The following is a 23,339-nucleotide window of genomic DNA, read 5'->3' as shown; positions in this document are numbered from 1 at the left end:
GTTCTAGGTTCTAGGTTCTAGGTTCTAGCTTCTAGGTTCTACAAGATTTTGTCAGCTATGCAGCTAATTAAAGTCCATTTGCACAAAGAAAAATAAATGAGGGTAAATGAAAAAAAATTGAAAATATAATATGTTAAGTCATTACCTTTCACTTCTCTAAACACTTATCTAAAGCGCAGCGCCTCATAAACTCTTGTGAATATTTCTATAAGCTGACTATTCTAACTTTACTTTGTCGCAAGCCCAAACACTTCTTTCATCACTTGCGCTGTTTTAGCTATTTCAGCTTGGGTAAGTGTTGGGTGTACTAAAAACATCAGTGACGTTTCACCGAGTTCAACCGCATTGGGTAAGCGTTTTTCAGGACGCCACGGGGTGTTATCAAAGGCTTTTTCAAGGTAAACCTCTGAGCAACTGCCTTGAAAACAAGGTACGCCCGCAGCCACTATTTCATTCACCATACGATCACGATCCCAGCCATCAGCTAAAAGCTCAGGCTTAATAAACATATAATGCTTATATTCTGCATGTTCACTGTACTCTGGTACTTCAACTAAACGCATCAAATCAAAACCAATTGCAGCTTCATCAAGTTGTTTAGCATACCCTTGACGAGATTCAGTCCATGACCCCATGCGAGTTAATTGAATACGACCAATGGCCGCTTGCATTTCTGTCATGCGCCAATTAGTACCAAAACTTTCATGTAACCATCGAAAACCAGGTGGGTGTTCACGGTTATAAATGGCATCCCACGATTTACCGTGATCTTTATAACTCCACATAGTTTTCCACAATGTTTCATCATTGGTGGTAACCATACCGCCTTCGCCACCCGTACTCATAATTTTATCTTGGCAAAAAGACCATGCACCAACATGACCTATTGAACCAACTGAACGGCCTTTATATTTTGCACCATGAGCCTGTGCACAATCTTCAATAACATATAAGTTATTTGCATCAGCAAGAGCCATTAACTCATCCATTTCACATGGAAGACCAGCTAAATGAACTGCAATAATCGTTTTGGTATTCGTCGTTAAAACATCACTAACAGTATCAACAGTAATGTTTTGTGAATTAGCATCTACATCAGCGAACACGGGACGAGCACCAGCAGTAACAATAGCTGAAGCTGAAGCTAAAAATGTACGAGACGTAACAATAACTTCATCAGTCGCAGAGCCGCCATTGCGAGCGCCAATACCTAATGCAACCAAAGCTAAATCTAAAGCAAGAGTGCCGTTACTTAATGCTATGGCATATTTGCTATAGGTATATTCTGCAAATTCACGTTCGAACTCCCGCCCTTCTTGCCCTGTCCAATAGTTAACTTTATTTGATAATAAAACTTCGGATACTTTATCGGCTTCTTCTTGAGTAAAAGAAGGCCATGGAGAAAACTTAGTATTAAACATTATTTTGACTTTGCCTTATTACCTGGAATAAAAATTTCTGCAACACCGTCTGTCACTGTTTTATTTTTTACAGTGCAAGTCGTTTCAAATAAAACGCGCTTTGAGCTAACATCTACAGACGTCACTTTTACCGTAGCTACAACAGTATCACCTATATAAACAGGTCTTTTGAAATTTAAATTTTGAGAAACATATACACACCCTGGACCTGGAAGACGAGTCCCAAAAAGCGCAGAAAAGAATCCGGCGGTTAATAAACCATGAGCTATTCTTCTTCCAAAGCGACTATCCGCTGCATACATCTCATCAACATGAACCGGATTATAATCACCTGTTAAACCTGCAAAACCCTTAATATCGGAATCGGTGATTGTTTGAGAGTAACTAATAGACATCCCAATATGAATATATTCAATTGGAATTGAACCCAATCCTATATCACCCATTTTATTTCCTTAAGTTTTTTCTAGATAAAGGTTTAGCAGGATTGCCAATTACAACTTCGCCTGCAGCTACATTCTTTGTAACTACAGCACCCATTCCAACAACAGCACCCTTTCCAATAATCAAAGGCTTTCTTTCACTACCTTGCTTAATGATGGCACCCGTACCAATATAAGCATGATCTTCAATATGGACATTACCATTACACATAACTCTTGGTGCAAACGTAACAAAATCACCTATAATACAATCATGCGCTACATAGCTATAAATATTTGCGTGGAAAGCTTTACCTATCTTAATATTCGAAGTTAATGTGACAAAGGGACATAGCAATGAACCTTCGTCCATTTCTATATCATCCATCAAAACGTTATTTTGAGAAGATATATTTAGTTGCTTAATTTCATCTTCTGCTAATTGATTAACTAAGATTTCTCTTACTTTACTATTAGCAATTGCAACAACAGCCTGTTTAGACGAAAAATCAGCCTCTAAAAAAGATTTATACGGTATAACTTTTATTCCAGAAAGAAAGTCAATTTCATCATTATCATCAATAAAGCAAACTTCAGCCTTAATATTTTTTTTTGATATATACTCTTTAATTAAGGGATAAACTTCTTTACCAAACCCGCTAGCACCATATATACCGATCAACACTTCATTCATTTTCAGTTCCTACATTTTAATACGTCTAGTTTATATCTCTGATTACCATAAATGCTTCAGCATGTTCATGGCCAACATAAGCACCTCTTAAGGATCCTAAATGCTCGATTGCTTTAATCGAGCGTGTACTAGGAAATTCTTTTAACTGGCTTTCAAAGAACTTCATTGCTTTAATTTTATTTTCAAAATCTTCTACTGATAATACAGAAAAAAATGTTGGGATAAAGGCCGCTTCAACTGTTGGATGTCCCCACTCAGTTTCAGATAATGTTTCATAAGATTTTATAGTTTTAACACACTGACCAGGAACAGGCCTTGCTGCAACTAGGCATGCATTATATATTGCGCCATGATCCATGTGTAAATCACCTTTATGAGGAATATACAATGTATCTACGTTCAATTTTTTAATTAATTCATTAATTAATGTAGCAATTTTGTACTGGGGATATTGTTCAAGTTGAGGTGCAGGTAAATCGAACCAAAATGTTTCAGTTACTTTCAAATATTGATGAGATTTTTTTGCTTCTTCTCTTGTTTCATCTATTTGCTTTTGGGTAAATAGCTCAGGAGCTCCCACAGAAGCATTGGTCATAACAGCGATATGAACCTGATCACCTTTTCTTATATGTTTTGATATTGTGCCGCCACAACCAAGAATTTCATCATCGGCATGTGGAGCAATAACTAGTACCCTACTCATTGATCATTCCTAACTTAATTTTAATTGCATTTAAATCATTTTTTAGTTGAAATATTTCATCTTCAGCTAAATAGCCTAATCTATCCCCTACCTTTAATTTAATTTCTAAATTAAAATCATGAATCCAAATTAATCCGCTACCAGTTTGAACTAAATAATGATCATTTCTTATTTTTAGAATACGGCCAACACAACCTTTGATTGTAAGATTTTCTTCTAGGTATGCTTTGTTTATTACAATTTTATTAAGTCCTAAATAGGTATAAGAGCCAGGATGTGGTGCTGCAGCGGCTTTTATTATTCTTATTATATCGTAAGCCGATAGGTTCCAAAATATCAATCCATCATCCGGCTTTCTAACTCCGAACTCCGTAGTTTCGAGTTCATTTTGAGGCACTGGATCCCAAATGTCTTTTTTAAGTTCTGGTAACCACTTATCTAGGGCAACCTCAATGGATTCTAATATCTTATTTTCAACAACTAAAGCATCATCATTAACTTCTACTTCGAATGGCTCTTGTATAAAAATAGGGCCTGCATCAGCTACATCAGTAATAACAAAAAAGTTTGCAGCTCCTGGCTGAACTTCATGAATAAGCCAAGCAAGGGGGGCTCGACCTCTACCTTTAGGCAATAAAGTCGGATGAAAACCAATACACCCAAGCGTAGGTGATTCAATAATTTCGTCACAAACCAACTGAGATAAACCAACAACAAACAAAGCATCAAGTTTCAATTTTTGAATAAATTCAGTTTGATCATTAATCCGGGTAAATGGATGATATTTGATATTATTTGCATTACAAAATTTGTTAAAATTATTATAACCGCTTACTATCATTCCTTCTGAAGGCTCATATCCAAAAACATCAGTTATGTTTATCTGATGTTCAACTAATTTTTTTAATGTTATGAATGATGAATTAACGCCTCCTATAAGACCTACTTTCATTTTTTCATCCCCCACTGCTCGCCTAAAAAAACTATAGCGACTGTATTTAGAATTATTTTAATATCTAAAATAAAAGACATATTTTCTATATATTCACGATCATACTTCCATCGTTCTTCCCATGTTAAATGGATATTGCCATTTATTTGTGCAAGCCCAGTTAAACCAGGGCGAACTAAAAGCCGACTTCTTCCATCTTCATTAAATGAGTCAATTAAATCAGGTAAACAAGGCCTAGGTCCGACAATTGACATATCCCCTTTAACAACGTTTAATAATTGTGGCAATTCATCAATTTTAAGCCTTCTTATCACTTTGCCTACTTTGGTAACTTCAGCTTCATTACCTAACGTTTGAACATTATGCTCCCTTTCCTCGTCAGTCATTGAACGAAACTTTAATATCTCAAATATACTGCCATTTTTCCCTAACCTTCGCTGACGATAAAATAATGGACCTTTACTTTCTACTTTTATTAAAAATGTGCAAATACAGAAAAGAGGCATTAAAACTAATAATGTAGATATAGAAAAAATTAAATCAAAGATTCGCTTATGCATTGTTAGTGACTCTTTCAAATAATGTAATAAATTTAGAAACACCTACTTTTAATGAAAGCTCTTTATTGTAAAATTCTTTAGCATTTTTAGATAAAGCATCTAGTTCTGACACTGGGAGGATGGACAATTTATTTATAGTGTTAGCTAATGATTCCGGGTTATCAGATTCGCAACAATACCCAGATAAACTTTTTTCAATTAATAATTTAGCATCACCTTCAACACCCATAATTATAGGTTTCCCAACACACAAATAAGCCTGAGTTCTAGAAGGGATAGTAATTTCAAATAATTTATTTTTACTTAAGTGAACAAGCAAAGAATCAGCAGCATATAATAAGTCTGCTACGTCATTCATCGGCACTCTTGGTATGAAAAATATATTCTCAAGATTCAACTTTATCGCTGTTGTTTTAGCATCTTCCAACAACACTCCATCTCCAACGAATACTATATTGGCCTTACTATTCATCTTCTTTAAATGTACGGCGCTTTCAACAATAGCATTAACACCTTGTGCTAGCCCTATATTCCCTGCAAAAACAACATTAAAACCATCCTTCGGTAATTGGTGTTTACATATTCCTTTGGGAATAAGAGATTCTTCATTACACCAATTATGAATAACTGTTATTTTCTCCTTTGGAACCCCTCGACTAGTTAATTCCTGCTTAAAACCATCAGATAAAACGACTAGGTGAGTAGATAACTTATAAGTTAAAGTACAAACTTTTGATATTAACTTTAAAACTGCATTATTATTTAACATACCAGTCGCAGCAAGTGTATCGGGCCATAAATCTTGAATATCAACTACTACTGGTATTCTTTTTATCTTACCAATAAGAGTCGCTGATAAACTTGTTGTTAAAGGGGGATGATAGGCATAAATAACATCAAACTTTTGGGCTTTAAACAAAGCACAAAAAAATGATGATAAAAAAAAACTTGTATAATTTAATATTCTTTTCATTGCTGAATTATCATGAGATGGATATACAGGAACTCTTGTTACTTTAATTCCATCAATAAATTCGACTTGTTTTAATTTAATTTTATATCCATCATAAAGCTTACCTCCAGGATAGTTAGGGAAGCCAGTTATCACTTCAACTTGATGGCCTTGATTTACTAGTTCTTTAGCAAAAAATAATCCTTTAAAAGTTGGCTCAGGATCAAACCACTGTGTGATCATTAATATTTTCATAACGTTACCACTCATACCTAGAGAAATTTTCTAAATTACGCCATCTATTAGTTAATTTAGCAGTACCTAGTATAAGCTTAACAACTCTTAAAGATGTATTTTCTACAGTATACTCAACAGGCACTTCGCGGTGTGGAAATAAAATATCTTCTTTAATAACTAAATCAACTGCAGAGATCAAAATATCTGAATCTAAACCAGATAAAACAATAGAACCTACATCTAGCGCTTCAGGTCGTTCAATTGATTGGCGAATCGTTACAGCTGGAAAATCTAGCATTGCAGATTCTTCTGAAATTGTTCCACTATCTGAGATAGCACAAAAAGACTCTTTTTGAAGCTTGTTGTAATCAAAGAAACCAAATGGTTTTAAGAAACGAATATCGCGATCGCCGGCATCCAGATTTAGTTTTTCAAGACGATTCTTTGTTCTTGGATGTGTTGATACAACGACTGGGTAGCCGTATTTATCGTGCAGTTCATTTAGGCAATGAACTACTTTTTTAAGGCTTTCAGGGTTATCAACATTCTCTTCGCGATGAACACTTACGATAAAGTATTTTTGTTTTTTTAACTCTAACTTACTTAATATATTGCTTGCTTCTATTTCTTCTTTTTTAGAATTAAGAACCTCAAGCATCGGAGAGCCCGTTACATAAATAAAACGATGTGATAAACCTTCACTGATCAAGTGTCGTCTAGCGTGCTCAGTATAAACTAAGTTAAAATCAGCTAAATGATCGACCACCTTACGGTTAATTTCTTCAGGTACGTTAGCATCAAAACTACGATTACCTGCTTCCATGTGATACGTAGGCACTTTCATACGTTTTGCCATCATAATAGCAATCGCACTATTGGTATCACCTAATACAAGAACAGCATCGGGTTTTTCTTTTAATATAACTTCTTCGGTTTTTATTAAAATTTCACCTAATACTTTACCCAGAGTTGATGTATCAACATTTAAGAAATAGTCAGGTTCACGGACACCTAATTCATCAAAGAACACTTGGTTTAGTTCATAGTCATAGTTTTGACCAGTATGAACTAACTTATGATCGGTAAACTTTTCTAATGTATCCATAACAGATGCAAGACGGATGATTTCAGGACGAGTACCGAGTATTGTCATGACTTTTAATTTTTTCACAATTTAAACCTTATGATAAACAGTATCAGGATTTTCAGGATCAAATATTTCATTAGCCCAAAGCATTACGTACATTTCATCATCACCTACATTAGTGATGTCATGGGACCAACCAGGCACAGTTTCTACAACCTGTGGTTCATCACCAGATGTCAACAACTCATAATACTCATCGGTTGCAATTTGTCTAAAGCCAAAGCGGGCTTTACCTTTTACCACCAAAAACTTTTCACTTTTTGAATGATGATAATGACCACCACGAGTAATGCCAGGATGCGCTGAAAAGAATGAGAACTGACCAGAGTCTTTTGTTTTAAGCATTTCAACAAAAGTACCACGAGGGTCTTCATGTTTTACTAAGGAATAAGAGAAATTTTCTGGTCTGAAATAACTAATATAAGTTGAATACAATGCACGCGTTAAATCAGTACCTACACGTTCAACAATGTGACTATTTTTACTTTCTTTGAATGATTTAAGCTGTTCAGCAAGTGCACCTACAGCTATTTGATAAACAGGTTTAACTTCAAAGTTATCAGCACTAGATAAATTGTCACTTTCTCTCGTCGCTTTAATAACAGAAATAAACTCGTTAACAACGTTATCTATATAAACTAGACTTATCAATGCACTAGGTTTGTTAATTTGAATAGGTAAGTCATTAATGGTGTTATGGCAAAATGTAGCAACAACAGAGTTATAGTTGGGTTTACACCACTTACCAAAAATATTAGGCAAACGATAGTTACATACCAATGCCTCACTTTGATTTGAATAATTGCTTAAAGCATCTTCAGCATACTTTTTACTGAGACCGTATGGATTATCACGTTCAGCCTGAATTGAAGAAGAATAGATAATCGAAGTTTTACGGTTGTTTTTTTCAAGGATGCTAACAATTAATTTAGTTAAATCAGTATTACCTGCAAAAAATTCTGACTCATTATCAGGCCTATTTACACCGGCTAAATGAACAATAAAATCACACCTAATTACTTTATTTTCAAGATCAGTATCATTTCGAGTAAAAGTATCAAATTCTATTTTTTCTTCCGTTAATCTAACCTGAAGATTTTTCCCTACGAAGCCATTAGCTCCAGTAATTAAAACTTTCATTTATCTAACCTTTGCCAACTATGTCACGGATAAACTCAAGCTTAAGTAATAGGTTTTTCATACCTTCAAAATCTAAACGTTCAGTATTGTGAGAATGATAATCAACTGAGCCTGATATAACTTTCTCACCTTTTTCAACAAACTTACCGTAGTTCAAGTCTCGATTATCTGGTGGCACTTGGTAATACCCTCCAAGATCATAGGCATGAGCCATTTCTTCACGGGTGAGTAATGTTTCATATAACTTCTCACCATGACGAGTCCCCATAACATGTACTGGGTGATCATCAACTTTCAGCAAAGATAGTAATGCTTTCACTAATGTATCAATCGTTGCTGCAGGAGCTTTTTGAACAAACATGTCTCCATTTTGACCATGCTCAAAAGCATATAATACAAGATCTACAGCATTTTCAAGTGTCATCATAAAACGAGTCATTTCTGGATCTGTGACAGATAATGCTTTACCCGCTCGAATTTGATCTACAAACAAAGGGATAACAGACCCACGTGACGCCATTACATTGCCATAGCGTGTTCCACAAATGACTGTTTTTGAGATATCCGCATTTCGAGATTTAGCAACATAAACCTTTTCCATCATTGCTTTAGATATACCCATAGCATTAATCGGATAAGCAGCTTTATCTGTGCTTAAGCAAACAACACGAGATACTTCATTCTGTATTGCTGCTTCAAGAAGGTTCTCAGTACCTAAAACGTTCGTTTTAACTGCCTCCATAGGGTGAAATTCACAGGATGGAACTTGCTTTAAGGCTGCAGCATGAAATATAAAGTCAACTCCACGAGTAGCGTTTAACACTGAGTTATAATCACGTACATCACCTATATAAAATTTCAATTTTGAATTTTTATATTTGATCCGCATATCTTCTTGTTTCTTTTCATCACGAGAAAATATACGAATTTCTGATATATCCGTATTCAAAAAACGATCTAAGACTGCATTTCCGAAAGAGCCTGTTCCACCAGTTATCAATAATTTTTTATTTTTAAACATAATTATCACTCAAATAAATTAGATATATTTTTTTCAATTTCTTTTAATTCACCTAAACAATACTTGTAAACTTGTAAGGTTCTAGAATTATACTCTTCTTTCGACATTTCCAATAACACTTGTATTGTATTAGCATAGGCATTTACATCACCGCTAGAGTGAACAAACCCCCCTTCATTCTTAACTTCTGACCATGGAGTCTGGTTGGAAATAATTATTATATTGGAGTTAATCATTGCTTCAACGATAGAATGGCCATAATTTTCATTTAAAGTGGGTAGGATAAATGCCTGATTTTGTTGTAAAGCACTTTCAACTTCTACTCTATCGATAGCACCTAAATATTTAATCTTAATATTTTTGGGTAACTGTTTAATTAATGATTCACATTCATTCCAATAGTTAATATCATCAATCTCACCTGCGATACTAAATGTAATATCACCATGTTTAACAAACGACAATGCTTTCAAAAACACTTTTAGGTTTTTCTTAGGACTCACTCTTGCCAAATATAAAAGTTTCAATTTTCCTTTTTCTTTGTTTTTTTCTTTATATTTAGGTAAGTTTTCGTGCATATTAGACACTAATTTATATTTTACTTTTCCTAGAAAATTAAGGGATTCATCTAACTCTTGTTGGCTAGTAAATTGAAAAGTAACTCGTTTATGTAAGCCTAGCATTCGGAAGAAATATATAAACAATTTTTTTTTGTGTTTTTTTAAAGACATAGCTCCATAAGCCAATTCACCTCTAGGAGCTAATATAATTTCATTTGTCTTGATAATACTAAACAATGAAAAAAAAATAAACATGAAAGAAAAACGAATATCAAAGAAGCTATTTAAATACATATAATCATAATGCACTCTTCTATACATTTTTAAGGAGCTTAATTTCAAGGATGAATAAAAAACAGGAAAGCCTTTATAATTGTTATTCCAAGAATCTATATCTATGTTTCTATAACTATTAAGTTCACCTAGGTCTCTATCAGAAGTAACAACTGAAAAATTCAATGTTCCCCCTAAAAAAGATATTAAGTTACACAAACTTCTAACTGGTCCTCCGGCCTTATAGCCAGGATAAAAAAAACGACTTACAACTAAACAACTTTTCATGATTATCCATACAAAAAAATAAAATAAAACTTAAAATTTATTAATATTACCTGATTTTATATCGGTCATATTTACAGAGCATAAAAACACTATAAAAATAAAATTATACGGTTGATAAAAGCTACCGTAAAGCAAACCAATAAAAATAAATAAATAAGGAAATATACGTACAAGGTAACTATTGCTAATTAAAGACTCCTTCAAAAAATACAATATATATATATATATAATAAAGCCCGAAATTCCATATTGAACTAAGAGTCGAGTAATATAAGATTCTGTCCAACCGCCTTCTAATAAATTTCTATCAATTACATTGATTACACTAATCTGATCTATCCCTAAAGGGAATTGTTGAAATATTCTCAAATGTTCAGACCAAATATAAATTCTCGCAGTATCTTTCATAATCATTGAGGTATCATCGTATCCTCTAAATAAATAAGTGTTAATAATATCTAAATCTAAGCCTAACAATGTATTTAAAATAAAATTTATGTTTATTAGAAGTAAGATAGGTAAGACAATTAATGCCACAGGTAAAAATAAGGAAAAGAAAGATGATTTTTTATTTATTGTCCTACACATAAAAAAGAATATTAGACTAAATAATAAAATTAATACCGCAGTCCTAGATACCCCAAAGACTATATAATAAAGAGATAATATTATAGGTATAAATTTCCATTTAGATTTATTGAAATTTAGATTTATTAAAAGAACAAATAATGAAAGATATATACTTTGAGAAACTTTAGTAAACATTGAAACTCTACCAGAAAGAGCTTCTAAGTGGTGCATGCTTGATTGACCGGGGATATATCCATAAACACTAAAGCCAACATGATAAAGAGGAATAGATAATAATACTGAAATATAAAATATTTTATTTAAAAATTTAAGATCTAACTTTAAATTCAAATGAATAATTGAAATAAAACAAACACAAAACAAGAAACTAGAAAATATATTTTTTAAATCGCCTCGAATAACAGATAAAAAGGATCCAAGAATAAAAAATAGAATTAAAATGAAAATCCCTTTATTTACTTTAAATGATTTATCGCTGTTTTTAAAACCAGAATAACTGATTAATGAATAAACAATCAATGCAGGAAATACTGTAATAATATAAACAATATTTTCATTTATTCCAGGAATATTAGAAAGGTAAAGTAGACTCCAACTATATAAAACAAAAACATTAAATAATTGCTGTTGATTGAATTTCACAAGGTTCATATAAATATCTACGGCATTAATTTGAAGGTTGGATGAGCAGAAACATTCTCGACACCTTGAATTGGCATTAGCTTCACATCACACCCCATAGATTCAGCTTCAAATAAAACTGTAGAAAACACACCAAAAACTGTATATGAATTGGCTAATAACTCATATAAATCAATTTCATCTGTCATAATTTTTAAATTTGGTAATAATTCTAAAAATTTAAAATCACTCTTAATACTGAACTCTGATGGGTGGAGTTTAAAAAAAACATTGTCAGCCTGAGAAAAATAAAGAGAATAATTTTTTTGTACATAATTAGCAATATCAATACCTATGGCACCTTGTGATATTACCGTTATTGCCTTTCTATCAATATTTTGATCCAAATATTTGTTAATTTGATTTTTCTGATAACGAAAATCTTTCACTGTAACTTTTGAGAAATTGGTTCCAACGACTTCTTTCCAACTAGTTGACCAACAGATTAATTCATCAGGTAAATAGGCCTTACTGAAGTTACAATCATTAAAGTTATAACCAAGATGGTACTTACTGATAATGCCATGCTGCAGTTCTGTCACCTTTATGCCTAATTCTTTAGCAGCAGAAATAACATCATAAAAACCGTAAGATACAACTATCAATAACTCCTTTATCTCTAGCTTTTTAAATAGCAACTTAAACTGAGGTTGCAAAGATTTAAATCTCTTTATCCCTGATTTAAATATTGATTCTAAATTTACAATTATATTCAAATGTTCATTTATATCAGACTCTATAGCCCTAATTAGTTTTACATCTGAAACTGAGAACTTTACAGGATTAAAAATTGAATGAATGCGTGAATAAGTATAAATGAAGTCAAGAAATATTCGCTCTTGGTTATTTTTGGTTTTAGAGTGCTTATAATTATAAGGACAATCTAACAGTGCAAAACTTGTACCTGCTGATTCCAATTCATCTTTGATATGATCAGAATATATATCTACAAATTCATTATCAACTTTGCAAGATCTATTATGTTCAAAAATAGCAACATCTACAGGACCATTATTTGATAAAAACGAATTTCTAAACAAACAGAATTTCATAACATTTAGCAAGCTTTTAATCTTAGAAATGAAAGCTTTTTTATTGTTTTTTAAATGCGGTTTTTCTAATATACCGCAACGCACAGCCAGTTGGTAATAGATATTCATTCTATAGTAATGCCAAATATAAACATCATTTAACTTTAAGTCTAATAATTTATACTTCCTCTCAAGTAGGAATATAAAATCGCAAAGATCTTTTACATTATTGATTTTCATTTAATCTCTATTCTTAAGGCACACATTAAACCAAGGCAAATCAGTATATTTATTAACAATAAAAATGGTTAATATTGAACTAATAATAAATGAAAGAAGAGTAGAGTATGCGGCCCCAACAGTTCCATAATTAAGGATAAATATGTAATTGAAAATTAAATTTAAAATTGCTGTAAAGCTTGTTATTAGTGCTAGTAATTTAGTTTTATTAAAAACAACAATATAAGGGAAAAATATTTTATATATTCCCTGACAAGCATAACCCAAAGCTATCCATATTATAAAAGAAGATGCTGAACTAAACTCGACACTGACAACTAGAGGTAGAATAAATTTAGAAAAATACGATAGAGCTATGGCCAAACTAAAAATAACAAAAAAATAACCGTAAGTGTATTTTACAATCATTCTTTTTTTATCTAATTCAGAGTTAGGGAATACCTTATAAAACCAAGGACTCCAAGATTTAATGAATGAATCACAAAAAACACCTATTATCATTCCAAAACTATAGGCTACCGTATATATACCTACATCGTTTAAACCGACCATTTTCTCAATGAATATCCTATCGCTCAAGCCGATAATTAAACTTCCTAAGACGTGCGGTATCATTGGTACAGATATATTTAAAATTTTTTTAATGATATTTATCGAAAATGAAAAATCACAGTAACCTTTAGTTAAAATATAATATATAGAGAATAAAGACATAACAAAATATGTCAAAAGCATACCTATTAATTGCGAGATCCACCCCATATCTATAATGACTAGGAATATAATAGTCCCTACCATAATAAGAATTGAACTTGTAACTTCTATAACCCCGAATAAATACGCCCTACCTTCATTCCGCAAAATAGTCAAGTTTAAAGTATTCAAAATCATTAAAAAGCTTAACAATGGTAAATATGCTATATAATAAGTAGGAATTGAAAACACTTCTTCATATAAATTTAGTAAACCGAAAATCAACGAATATATCAGCAGTAAGGTTCCCAACAGTATGAGTATTATGTTTCCTATTAACTTAGCTAAGTTAGAATCACTTTCTATAGCAAAAAATCTAGATATATTAACTTGCATATTCATACCCATAAAAGCTATAAATACATTATTTATAAGAAGACACAGTGCTAGAGTCCCATAGTTTTCTGGTGATAAATACACAGTAAGAATAGGCAACATTAAAAAAGGAATTGCTTTATTCAAAATACTAGAAGAAAGGTAAATCAAAGCATTTGAAAATATTTTCATAAAAGTTACATTATCTGTATTACATTAAAATCAAGTGATACTAACTACTAATATAAATAGCACTATGGTAATTGCTTCAAAAACTTTTGCATAACTTGGTAGTTTAAATTGATGCACTGTCTAGCTTTATTTTGTGTAATAAGATTATTATTGATTTCTGACTCAAAATATTCGAATAATTCTGAAGAAGCTTTACTAGTACCTATATAGCCTGATTTTACTTTTAATTTACGTAGTAATTTACTAATAAAATCATCCTTTACTTTATAAAACCCGTCAACAACCGCAGCACCAAATGTTCTTCTTAATGCCTTACCTCTTCCATCTTCAGCTATTAATATACTTGGCTTTGAAATACTTGACATATAAATATGGGCATGGACTCTATAACCAACATGAAAATCACATTGATTATAAAATTCAATTAAATTCTCTGCACTACCTGATATATCACTCCATTCAATTTGATGACTTTCTAACCACGAAATAAACTTGAGATGGCTGTCAAGGTGATTAGCGGAAGAACCATGAGTATCTAAGAATTCTTTTTTGGTGCTGTGATGAAAACAAACAATAAACTTAGCATCTAAACTTTTAGACTTATTTTTAAATTTTAATATTGCACTTTGCATCTGTTCTAACATTTCTTTAGAGTTTATAAATGAAACTCCTAACGAAAAACCTATGACATTAAGCTTTGACTTTGCAATACTTACGTTAAAATGCTCTAGACTGTAAGTGGCAGGACAACCTGTCATTAAATTATTTTTAAACGAATAATTATCTAATACATTTTTTGTATGCAGGTCCCTAACACTACTAATTAACCCATCAACTTTTATGCGTTGAAGTAGCTCGATAGTTTTACTTGATAATTGATAATCGTATGTATTATTCCAATTCCCACTTAACGACTTCCAGCCGACTCCCATTAAAACGATTTTAGTTTTAATCTTATTTAAGTCATCTAATAGAGGATATACCATTGGGTACATTTCTTTTTGAAGTGCTGGCCCTCCCATTAATATTAATGCTTCTGAATTATTAACTAACTTTAAAGTTTCATTATCAAAACGCTCCCAACCGTTAATATCAATAATGTCTCGATCAGATCTCTCTATTGCAAATAATTGTTTTGCCCTGAACTTAATTAAGTAGTCACCAGCATTATTTTTTGAGCCTGTTAATATAACGTAATAAGGTTTTGTGGTATTACTCAAACTCATACTAGATTTTTCCACAACATTAAGGTGTCATCTTTAACACCAACGTCTAATGTTTTTCCTACAATCTCATCCCAATGTATAGGACTAATACCGTGTGCTGGACGTTTAGCTATAATATCGTTTTCAGTAATTACATGCCCTTTAGACAAATCACCTTTAACGACTATGCTTCTTCGGGCATGAGTTCTTGCTGCAGTTTCTTTTGACAAATCTTTGCTGGCAGTTGATATTAGAGTTTTATATTTTTTAGCCTTCGTTACAAATGCTTTCAAATCTTCTTTATTCATCGCATGATAATGGTCATTACCAGCCAAAGATTTATCGTGTGTAAAATGTTTCTCAAGTATTGTAGCCCCCAATAGCATCGCAGATTCTAAAGCACTTATTGTTTCGTCTGGACATACATGATCAGAATAACCAATGACTTGTTCCGGGAATACTCGTTTAAGTACTTCAATCATTCCTAACTGAGCGTTTTCTTCGGGTGTAGGGTAATTTAATACGCAATGTAATATTGATATTTCTTTTGCTCCAGCATCTTTTGCGATTTCTAAAGCAAATTCAATCTCAGCTAGGGTTGCAGCACCTGTAGACATGATCAAAGGTTTACCTTGCTGAGCACATTTTCGGATAAGCGGTACATTGGTAATATCAGCAGATGCGACTTTAAAAGCAGGCATTAAAGGGTTTAAAAAATCAACAGCATCCAAATCGAAAGGCGTTGACATAAAATCAATACCAACCTTTTTACAGTGTTTAGCTAACTCGATATATTCTTCAGGACCAAAATTATCATATTTTTGAAATAACTTATATTGGCTATCGGTTGGCTCTTTCGTTTGATCCCAATAAGCGGGGCTATTTTTTGATGCAATCAAACCGGCCTTATAAGATTGAAATTTAGCAGCATGCGCCCCACCTTCTGCGGCTTCCTCTATTAATTGTTTAGCCAGTTCGATATCACCTTCATGGTTCACACCAATTTCGGCAATAATGTAAGGATTTAAATTATCACCTACTACAAACTCATTAATTTTAAATGTATTTTTCATTCTAATTCCTTAATTTCATTCATTCAACAGACTATTAATAATACTAATCACTCGTTTTTTACCTTGAGTTAATTGTAACAATTGCATCTTTTTTCTTGCATCAAGTCTTAAAGACTTATTTTCAACTAAATTGATGAAGCTCAACAATATTGTTTCATCTGAAATTTCTTTACAAAAACCCAAATTTGTAACGCCATTTTTATCTGATGCAAAGGTATGAGTTGTCTCTCTATGATTTTGGCAAATAACTATAGTGGGGGTAAGTAAACTTGCAAGTTCCAAAACAGTCCTACCACCAGAGGTAATAGCTAAATCTGAGTTATTCATAATGTCAGATATTCTTTTTGTGGCTTTAATTAATTCGATAGTGCCACTGCCAGCACTAATTATAGACTCTTCTAATTGTTTGAAGTGTGGATAACCAGGTCCTAAAACTAGAGTGATGTATATATTATTAGATTTGCAATAGTCTTTAATAATGCTATAAACACGTTGACTTAAATTACCTTCATCTACGCCACCAAAAGTTAGCAATACTTTACTTACGGTTTCATTGAACGTTTTGACATCAGCATATAAAAATTCATCCCGAACACAGAAGTACTTTTCACCTACAAGTACATTATCTGATGCTACTTGATGAGGATAAAGAGCATTAATGACTATATCTGCACTCAGAGACCCACTTCCCATATCTTCAAAATTCACAACTTTAATATTATTACTTTTTAAAGTATCAATATATAATTTATCGGTACTCAATATATCATTAATAATCAAGTCAGGCTGATGATATAAAACCTCTTTTAACAGCTGACCATTTTCACAAGTTACAACGTTATAATTGTGAGAGCGGATATAGTTTATTGCCAAGTCATTTTCATTTTCACAAATAAAAACAATATCATACTTCACTAGTTCATTAGCCAACATGACCGTTCGAAAAGCATGTCCTAAACCAACTTCAGCAAACCCTTTAACAGTAAAAACGACTCTCTTGCGAGTTAATAATGCGTCACATAAATATAAATCTGCAAAAGTATCTATATCGAAACTTCTAATTTGAGGAACTTCTACCAATGAGACCTTATTACCAATTCGACTTCCAGTTTTTAACTGTTGGCGTGTACACGATATTACGGCTCCAGTCTCTCTAAAATTCACAGGTAACATTTGACGATTTACACGAGCTTCATAAGTTGGTTTAGCTATATCATCATTCATTGTCCAACATAGATGGCGATCATCTACAACAGTTTGTGCTGTATCTGAACCATCATTAATTAACTTATTAATTACCAAATCTATATCATCAGGGGTTACAAGGGGTGATGTCGGCTGCACTGTTACGACATAATTAAAGGTTCTATCATTTAATTTTTCATAGGCAGAAACAACATTAGCTATAACGGGGTCTAAAGGAACTTTATCATCAGCAAGGTTTGTGTCTCGCATCAAAACTTCAGCACCAAACCTCTCAGCCATAACAGCTATTTCATCATCATCAGTTGAGACAACAACAACATCAATTGCTTTTGAAGCTATACATGCAGCAATGCTATAGTAAATCATTGGTCTGCCTGCTACTGGACGTAAATTTTTTCTAGGTATACCTTTTGATCCACCTCTAGCAGGAATTATCGCTATCACTTCAATATTTAACATAACAACCTTTAATAAAATTTATACTTAATATTACTTTGAAAATTAGGCACCACTATTTTTGACATATCTAAGTTTACTAATAAATAACATCAGCTATTTATTAGTAAAGATGTTCAGAATTTTAGCACCAAAACCTATAATGTTAGTGTTGCGCTATCGCAACATTCAAACTCAAATATATTTATCTCTTGTAACAGATTATGTTTTCAATGAGACTCGAAAAGTTGCGGTCTTCGCCGCAATGCCAACAAATAATATTCCTGCCTTCGCAGCAATGACCTCCGCAACAATGACAGGCCATTTACTCATTTTTCACCAACAGGTTTAACTACTTGTGTCATGGTACGCATAGATGAGAGTTGACTTGTTTTTTACGCTATACATAAAACATTTGTTATTTATATAAACTATTACGCATTAGTTGTAAATAAAGCAAAGTAAAAAAAAATAAAGCTAAGAATTAGGTTTTACTTTTTTTCAAGTCATTTTAAGGTCACTTCCGCCCATTGGTTTGGCTCCAAAAGGCATCACTTTTTTTTTAATCCCCCAACAACCCCAGTTACCCATCACCAACAGTTACCGAAGTTTTGTTTTAGTTAAATGACCTCCGGCAAAGCCGGATGCTTATTAGGTGACACCCTAAAAGGGCTAAAGTAAGCGCCCAAGGCGCACTAAACTCTGAGCCTCAGCTGCTCTCGCTCCGTATCATGATTTTCTTGATTACGGATATATTCCCTTACCATATTTTCATTAAGTCCAACCGTTGATACAAAACACTCTCTAGCCCGAAATGCTTCTCAACTAAAGTTTCTTTGTTTTCCTTTAAATTTTCTCGCTATTGATATCACACTTTTGCTTTTTATAAAACCAACAATCTTACTTTGTTGGCCTAACATTTTTACCATCTATACACTTCGCTCTAAGCCATCTTTGGCTTGGTATATCGCCTTTAGCTCTTTCAATAAGCCCTCAATGAGTTTAACCGAGTCTCCATGGAAAAAATATAATAACTCAACCGATGTTTTGGATTGCTTGCCTGTTGCCATGCTTTGTTTAATGTCATCAATAATGCCACTATCGATAGTGGCTTGATTTAAGCCACCTAATTATCTAGGCATATGAATAAGTAATTTGGAAATAATGGTTGAAGCGTTACTACTTTAAGTCCTTTATTTTTGCTATTTTAGGTGAGATGCTCATAACATTGCAAAGTTAAATTATCATAAGCCCTTTGCTCTTCTCTGGGTTTACTGGTTTATACAAATCATTGAGTTTTTACTGCATTTAACATAACAATTTTTACCTAAAAAAAAGCCAATTAAATAACTAATTACTTATCTGATTTATATTCATAACCATAATACCCATAGGCATTACTGGCTTTTTTAACTACGCCGTTAAATACCACGCCTTTTACGTCGATGCCGTTTTGTTCAAAGCGGTCACGGGTTAGCTCTATTTCGCGCAAATGGTTTTGACCAAAGCGGGTTACCAGTAGGGTAGTGCCTGCATGTGCGCTAACAATGGCTGGATCGGTTACTGCTAAAATAGGTGGTGTATCTATAATAACTAAGTCGTATAGTGCGCTTACCTCGGTAACAAATTGACTAAAATTGCTGTGCATAAGTAACTCTGACGGATTAGGTGGTATTTGTCCGCGCGTAACTACGCTTAGCCCTGCTACTGGGGTAGCATCTGTTACTTCTGCTAAGGTTAATCGCCCTGATAAGTAATCACTTAAGCCATTTTTCGTGTTTAAACCAAACTGAGTTTGCAGGTAGCCTTTGCGCATATCCGCATCAACTATTAACACCTTTTTATCACTTTGCGCCAGTACGGCGGCTAGGTTTACCGATATAAACGATTTACCTACCCCTGGGCTTGGGCCTGATATGGCAATAACGTTATTTTTAGCTTCCATCATCGCAAAGTGTAAGCTAGTGCGTAAACTACGCAGTGCCTCTATTGATAAGTCGGCTGGGTTATCAAGCGCCAGTATTGATTTTGCTTTCTTTTCTTTCGCTGCCTTGCCTACTTTGCTTGCTCTAGAGAAGCCCGAAAGCTTATCTTGATAATCTGAGTACGGCACACTGGCATATACAGGTAGGCCAATGGCTTCGATCTCTGCTGGGTCTTCAACGCCTTTATGCATGGATTTTTGCACTAATACAATAACCACCGCTAACATGCCACCTAACAGTGTTGCCATTACCACGATAAGCGCTTTTTTAGGCTTAACCGGTTTAGAGCGGTTAACCTCGGCAAAGTCGATTACCCGCACATTACCTACGGTGCCGGCGCGCACTATGTCAAGCTCTTGAGTTTTATTGAGCAGTAAAGTATATATTTGATTACTTACTTCTATATCGCGCTTTAAGCGTAATAACTCTTGCTGAGTTTTGGGTAATTTACCCACTTCGGCCACAAGTGTATTGCGTTGCTGTTTTACGGTGGCTACTTGCTCAAGTAAGCCTTGATAGGTAGGGTGGTTTTTTTTAAATTTACGGCTTATTTCTAAGCGTTTTAATTCTAGCTCTTGTAATTGGGTTTCAAGCCTTACTACTTGCTCGAGCACGCCTTGGGTTTCTAGGGTTATATTTATTGATTGGCGTTTAATTTGAAAGTCGTTAAAGCGCGCTTCAGCAGATTCTAGTTGCTTTTTAATTTCTGGCAGTTGTACTTCTAAAAATTCAAGTGACTTTTGCGCTTCGGCGCTGTTGCGCTTTACATTACGTTGCACGTAGATAGCCGCTACTTTATTGAGCACTTTTTCGGCGTAGTTTGCATCAGCGCTTTGTAAGCTTAAATTTATTATGCCTGAGTCTTTACCTTTTTCGCTGGCACCTATTGCGGCTTGTAGGTCAAGCACTGTATTTAGGCGGTTGCGGCGCATAAGAGTAAATTCTGTGCCTGCGCGCGCGTTAAGCTCACGCACTGTAAGGTTAATAATGCCATTACTAAGCTCTTGCCCTACTTGCCCGGTTAATACCGTTTCGCCATTGGGGTTTTGCAGTGCTAGCTGATTATTGGCTAGCGCCACTAGGGTGTATGTACTGCCAATAGCGTAATTGGGTACGTCAAACCTAAATACCTTAATTTTTTCGCCGCCCCACGCATAGCTACTAGCACCAAAGCTTGGCGCTGCTAATGCATTGGCTTGTATTGGGTTAAATTTACGAAAGGCACGGCCACCAATAAATGGGAATAATTTTGGCTTTGCCACTATAGCTAACTTTAAGCTGTCGACCGCTTCACCAATGACCGAGCGTGACTTTAGCAATTCAATTTCGGTGATGGCTGCCGAGGTGCTTTCGAACATACCGGCCATATCGTCAAGGCCAGGTACCGAGCCGCCTGTTTCTTCCACTTGGATCATTGAGGTGGCTTGGTATACCGGGATTGAAAACACCGCGGTCACTGTGCCCGCGAGTATAAATAACGTGGTAACAGCAATAATAAAATATTTGCGATCAATTAATGCGCCAAATAGCGCCATTAAGTCGATTTCTTGGTTTGCTACTGGTTGATTCGTGTTTTGCTTATTTGCTGCAATGTTGTGGGGCTGAGCATTCATTAAACTAGCCATTCCTTATAAATACTTTTGCCAAGCGCTACAGGCGCTGTCGATTAATGTGTAAACGTGGTCAAACGCTTCGATACTTTTTCGGTAAGGATCGGGAATTTCTTTATCGCCAAGCCATTTACCTAATAAAAATGTTTTACCACGGGCCTCTGGGTAACGGCTGTGTAGGTCGTCTAAATGGCGTTGTTCCATTACTAAAATAACACTATTTTCTGCCACCAGTTGCGAGTTTAACTGCCGGCCTTGATGGCTGTCCATATTTATGCCGTGGGCTTGAGCAAGCTGCTTAGCTATGCTATCGGCCGGTTTGCCTTCTAGCGCGGTTAAGCCCGCCGACGATACGCTAATATTTTTGCCGGCCAATTTTTCTTTTAATAGATATTCGGCCGTGGGGCTACGGCAAATATTACCGGCACACACCACTAACACAGAATTAAACATCTTAATAAACCCTTATTTAGTCGTTATATCGTCAACACTGTTTAATGTCGCCATTGACGGTAGTAATAAACTGATAACGCGGTTCCAACGTGCCAGCGGTGCTGAGGTGACATATACAATATCGTGTGGCTGTAGTTGAAACTGCTCGGCTAATACTAGTGAGGCAATGTTTTTAGCATTTAATTGATATACATCAGCAATAATACCGTCGGTTGCTAGGTTACGCTTACGTAATACAAATACACCGTTGGCGTCGGCGGTATTTTCATTTAAGCCACCTGTGTCGCTTAATGCTTGTGCTAAATTTAAACCATAACGGGTTACATCAACCGTACCTGCGCGTTTAACATCGCCGAGTACAAATACTTTTTGCGTATCGTCACGGCTGACATGCACAATATCGCCATCCTGTAATAACCGATTTTGCGAAATATCGCCATTGGCGTAAAAGTCATTTAATTTAATCACTTCTGTGCTATTGCCGCGCGTAAAGGTAACCGTGCGCCAGTCGGCACGTTCGGTTAAGCCACCGGCATGGTTTAGTGCGTCAATTAAGGTCAGCGGAATATCTGTTACTGGGTAAACACCCGGTTTAGTGACTTCGCCTGTTACATAGGCTTTTTGGCTTTTAAAACTTATTATTTTCACATCGACTTGTGGGTTTTCGATTACGCGAGCTAAACGTGCGACTAAGTCATGACGTATTTCGCTTATGGTTCGCCCTGCTGCAGGGATATTAGCGGCATAAGCGTAAGTAACCGTGCCATCGGCTTGCACTTTAAAACCATCAAACTCTGCCGTACGCTGCGTACCTGCAGGTATGGTAAGCTCTGGGTGATCCCATACACCTACCGTTACTACGTCACCTACCCCTAGTTTATATTCGTAGTTGCTGGTATCAATACTGGTTAGGCTTGATGGAGCTTTAACTTTTGGCTTTGCTTGTTTTTGTTGATTAATTAAGCTTGAGTCGATTATTTGAATATTGATTCTTTCGAGTTCTTGCTCAATATTTGTTGTTTGATCGCCTGATGTTATACCTTGGAAATGGCTGCCGGGTATGATGGTACAGCCTGTCATCGTGAAAAATACGAGAGAGGTAATAAGTGATTTACAGCGTAACGCCATTGTGAAGAATCCCAATATTTTTTATTTTATTTAATTGTCCATCACACTTGATGGCTATTTATTTATTTATT

The 23,339-nt window shown here is 34.4% G+C and carries 20 protein-coding genes; all 20 read right to left on the bottom strand.

Annotated elements, in window-relative coordinates:
• Positions 1–227: 227 nt before the first annotated feature.
• Positions 228–1,421: a DegT/DnrJ/EryC1/StrS aminotransferase family protein gene (locus H4J54_RS04310; RefSeq protein WP_182189718.1), complete on the bottom strand. Its 1,194-nt coding sequence runs from the start codon at positions 1,419–1,421 to the stop codon at positions 228–230.
• Entirely contained in the window at positions 1,421–1,867 is a 447-nt protein-coding gene (locus tag H4J54_RS04305; RefSeq protein ID WP_182189717.1) for a MaoC family dehydratase, read from the bottom strand. The genes H4J54_RS04310 and H4J54_RS04305 overlap by 1 nt, the downstream gene beginning before the upstream one ends.
• 1 nt (position 1,868) lies before the next feature.
• Entirely contained in the window at positions 1,869–2,537 is a 669-nt protein-coding gene (locus H4J54_RS04300) for an acetyltransferase (protein ID WP_182189716.1), read from the bottom strand.
• 25 nt (positions 2,538–2,562) lie between these two features.
• Entirely contained in the window at positions 2,563–3,240 is a 678-nt protein-coding gene (locus H4J54_RS04295) for a PIG-L deacetylase family protein (protein ID WP_182189715.1), read from the bottom strand.
• Positions 3,233–4,192, bottom strand: a complete 960-nt coding sequence (locus H4J54_RS04290) for a formyltransferase family protein (RefSeq protein ID WP_182189714.1) — start codon at positions 4,190–4,192, stop codon at positions 3,233–3,235. Before H4J54_RS04290 ends, H4J54_RS04295 begins: the two co-directional genes overlap by 8 nt.
• The gene (locus tag H4J54_RS04285) at positions 4,189–4,752 is read right to left on the bottom strand and encodes a sugar transferase (protein WP_182189713.1); all 564 of its coding nucleotides are present in this window, start codon (positions 4,750–4,752) and stop codon (positions 4,189–4,191) included. Before H4J54_RS04285 ends, H4J54_RS04290 begins: the two co-directional genes overlap by 4 nt.
• Entirely contained in the window at positions 4,745–5,959 is a 1,215-nt protein-coding gene (locus H4J54_RS04280; protein ID WP_182189712.1) for a glycosyltransferase family 4 protein, read from the bottom strand. Before H4J54_RS04280 ends, H4J54_RS04285 begins: the two co-directional genes overlap by 8 nt.
• Positions 5,960–5,963: 4 nt before the next feature.
• On the bottom strand, positions 5,964–7,112 hold the full coding sequence (wecB, locus tag H4J54_RS04275) for a non-hydrolyzing UDP-N-acetylglucosamine 2-epimerase (RefSeq protein WP_182189711.1): 1,149 nt from the start codon (positions 7,110–7,112) through the stop codon (positions 5,964–5,966).
• Positions 7,113–7,115: 3 nt separating this feature from the next.
• A complete protein-coding gene (locus H4J54_RS04270; RefSeq protein WP_182189710.1) occupies positions 7,116–8,228 on the bottom strand; it encodes a UDP-2-acetamido-2,6-beta-L-arabino-hexul-4-ose reductase in 1,113 nt (370 codons plus the stop codon).
• A 4-nt stretch (positions 8,229–8,232) separates the two neighbouring features.
• Positions 8,233–9,249 carry a polysaccharide biosynthesis protein gene (locus tag H4J54_RS04265; RefSeq protein WP_182189709.1) on the bottom strand — a complete coding sequence of 339 codons (1,017 nt, stop codon included), beginning with the start codon at positions 9,247–9,249 and terminating at the stop codon, positions 8,233–8,235.
• Between the two features lie 5 nt (positions 9,250–9,254).
• Positions 9,255–10,370, bottom strand: coding sequence for a glycosyltransferase (locus H4J54_RS04260; RefSeq protein ID WP_182189708.1), 1,116 nt, complete (start codon positions 10,368–10,370; stop codon positions 9,255–9,257).
• 30 nt (positions 10,371–10,400) lie between these two features.
• Positions 10,401–11,603 (bottom strand): O-antigen ligase family protein, encoded by a 1,203-nt coding sequence (locus H4J54_RS19665; protein ID WP_182189707.1) that lies wholly within the window; start codon positions 11,601–11,603, stop codon positions 10,401–10,403.
• Positions 11,604–11,620: 17 nt separating this feature from the next.
• Positions 11,621–12,913, bottom strand: coding sequence for a hypothetical protein (locus tag H4J54_RS04250; protein ID WP_182189706.1), 1,293 nt, complete (start codon positions 12,911–12,913; stop codon positions 11,621–11,623).
• Positions 12,914–14,173: a lipopolysaccharide biosynthesis protein gene (locus H4J54_RS04245; protein ID WP_182189705.1), complete on the bottom strand. Its 1,260-nt coding sequence runs from the start codon at positions 14,171–14,173 to the stop codon at positions 12,914–12,916.
• Between the two features lie 62 nt (positions 14,174–14,235).
• Complete coding sequence (locus H4J54_RS04240) at positions 14,236–15,399, bottom strand: polysaccharide pyruvyl transferase family protein (protein ID WP_182189704.1); 1,164 nt, start codon at positions 15,397–15,399, stop codon at positions 14,236–14,238.
• On the bottom strand, positions 15,396–16,451 hold the full coding sequence (locus H4J54_RS04235) for an N-acetylneuraminate synthase family protein (protein WP_182189703.1): 1,056 nt from the start codon (positions 16,449–16,451) through the stop codon (positions 15,396–15,398). Before H4J54_RS04235 ends, H4J54_RS04240 begins: the two co-directional genes overlap by 4 nt.
• Before the next feature lie 15 nt (positions 16,452–16,466).
• Positions 16,467–18,116, bottom strand: a complete 1,650-nt coding sequence (locus H4J54_RS04230) for a cytidylyltransferase domain-containing protein (protein ID WP_182189702.1) — start codon at positions 18,114–18,116, stop codon at positions 16,467–16,469.
• Between the two features lie 1,330 nt (positions 18,117–19,446).
• Entirely contained in the window at positions 19,447–21,690 is a 2,244-nt protein-coding gene (locus tag H4J54_RS04225; protein WP_182189701.1) for a polysaccharide biosynthesis tyrosine autokinase, read from the bottom strand.
• 15 nt (positions 21,691–21,705) lie between these two features.
• Positions 21,706–22,140, bottom strand: coding sequence for a low molecular weight protein-tyrosine-phosphatase (locus H4J54_RS04220; protein WP_182189700.1), 435 nt, complete (start codon positions 22,138–22,140; stop codon positions 21,706–21,708).
• Positions 22,141–22,152: 12 nt separating this feature from the next.
• Positions 22,153–23,268 (bottom strand): polysaccharide export protein, encoded by a 1,116-nt coding sequence (locus H4J54_RS04215; protein WP_182189699.1) that lies wholly within the window; start codon positions 23,266–23,268, stop codon positions 22,153–22,155.
• Between the last annotated feature and the right edge of the window lie 71 nt (positions 23,269–23,339).

This window comes from Colwellia sp. MB3u-8 (assembly GCF_014076985.1).
Taxonomy (GTDB): Bacteria; Pseudomonadota; Gammaproteobacteria; order Enterobacterales; family Alteromonadaceae; genus Cognaticolwellia.
Note: the sequence above shows the minus strand (reverse complement) of the source record. Positions and strands in the feature narration are given on the sequence as shown.

What these genes read in the sequence shown, in the direction of transcription:
- H4J54_RS04310 (WP_182189718.1), bottom strand. Translation starts at nt 1,421, where the DNA reads ATGTTTAATACTAAGTTTTCTCCATGGCCTTCTTTTACTCAAGAAGAA.
- H4J54_RS04305 (WP_182189717.1), bottom strand. Translation starts at nt 1,867, where the DNA reads ATGGGTGATATAGGATTGGGTTCAATTCCAATTGAATATATTCATATT.
- H4J54_RS04300 (WP_182189716.1), bottom strand. Translation starts at nt 2,537, where the DNA reads ATGAATGAAGTGTTGATCGGTATATATGGTGCTAGCGGGTTTGGTAAA.
- H4J54_RS04295 (WP_182189715.1), bottom strand. Translation starts at nt 3,240, where the DNA reads ATGAGTAGGGTACTAGTTATTGCTCCACATGCCGATGATGAAATTCTT.
- H4J54_RS04290 (WP_182189714.1), bottom strand. Translation starts at nt 4,192, where the DNA reads ATGAAAGTAGGTCTTATAGGAGGCGTTAATTCATCATTCATAACATTA.
- H4J54_RS04285 (WP_182189713.1), bottom strand. Translation starts at nt 4,752, where the DNA reads ATGCATAAGCGAATCTTTGATTTAATTTTTTCTATATCTACATTATTA.
- H4J54_RS04280 (WP_182189712.1), bottom strand. Translation starts at nt 5,959, where the DNA reads ATGAAAATATTAATGATCACACAGTGGTTTGATCCTGAGCCAACTTTT.
- H4J54_RS04270 (WP_182189710.1), bottom strand. Translation starts at nt 8,228, where the DNA reads ATGAAAGTTTTAATTACTGGAGCTAATGGCTTCGTAGGGAAAAATCTT.
- H4J54_RS04265 (WP_182189709.1), bottom strand. Translation starts at nt 9,249, where the DNA reads ATGTTTAAAAATAAAAAATTATTGATAACTGGTGGAACAGGCTCTTTC.
- H4J54_RS04260 (WP_182189708.1), bottom strand. Translation starts at nt 10,370, where the DNA reads ATGAAAAGTTGTTTAGTTGTAAGTCGTTTTTTTTATCCTGGCTATAAG.
- H4J54_RS04250 (WP_182189706.1), bottom strand. Translation starts at nt 12,913, where the DNA reads ATGAAAATCAATAATGTAAAAGATCTTTGCGATTTTATATTCCTACTT.
- H4J54_RS04245 (WP_182189705.1), bottom strand. Translation starts at nt 14,173, where the DNA reads ATGAAAATATTTTCAAATGCTTTGATTTACCTTTCTTCTAGTATTTTG.
- H4J54_RS04240 (WP_182189704.1), bottom strand. Translation starts at nt 15,399, where the DNA reads ATGAGTTTGAGTAATACCACAAAACCTTATTACGTTATATTAACAGGC.
- H4J54_RS04235 (WP_182189703.1), bottom strand. Translation starts at nt 16,451, where the DNA reads ATGAAAAATACATTTAAAATTAATGAGTTTGTAGTAGGTGATAATTTA.
- H4J54_RS04230 (WP_182189702.1), bottom strand. Translation starts at nt 18,116, where the DNA reads ATGTTAAATATTGAAGTGATAGCGATAATTCCTGCTAGAGGTGGATCA.
- H4J54_RS04225 (WP_182189701.1), bottom strand. Translation starts at nt 21,690, where the DNA reads ATGAATGCTCAGCCCCACAACATTGCAGCAAATAAGCAAAACACGAAT.
- H4J54_RS04220 (WP_182189700.1), bottom strand. Translation starts at nt 22,140, where the DNA reads ATGTTTAATTCTGTGTTAGTGGTGTGTGCCGGTAATATTTGCCGTAGC.
- H4J54_RS04215 (WP_182189699.1), bottom strand. Translation starts at nt 23,268, where the DNA reads ATGGCGTTACGCTGTAAATCACTTATTACCTCTCTCGTATTTTTCACG.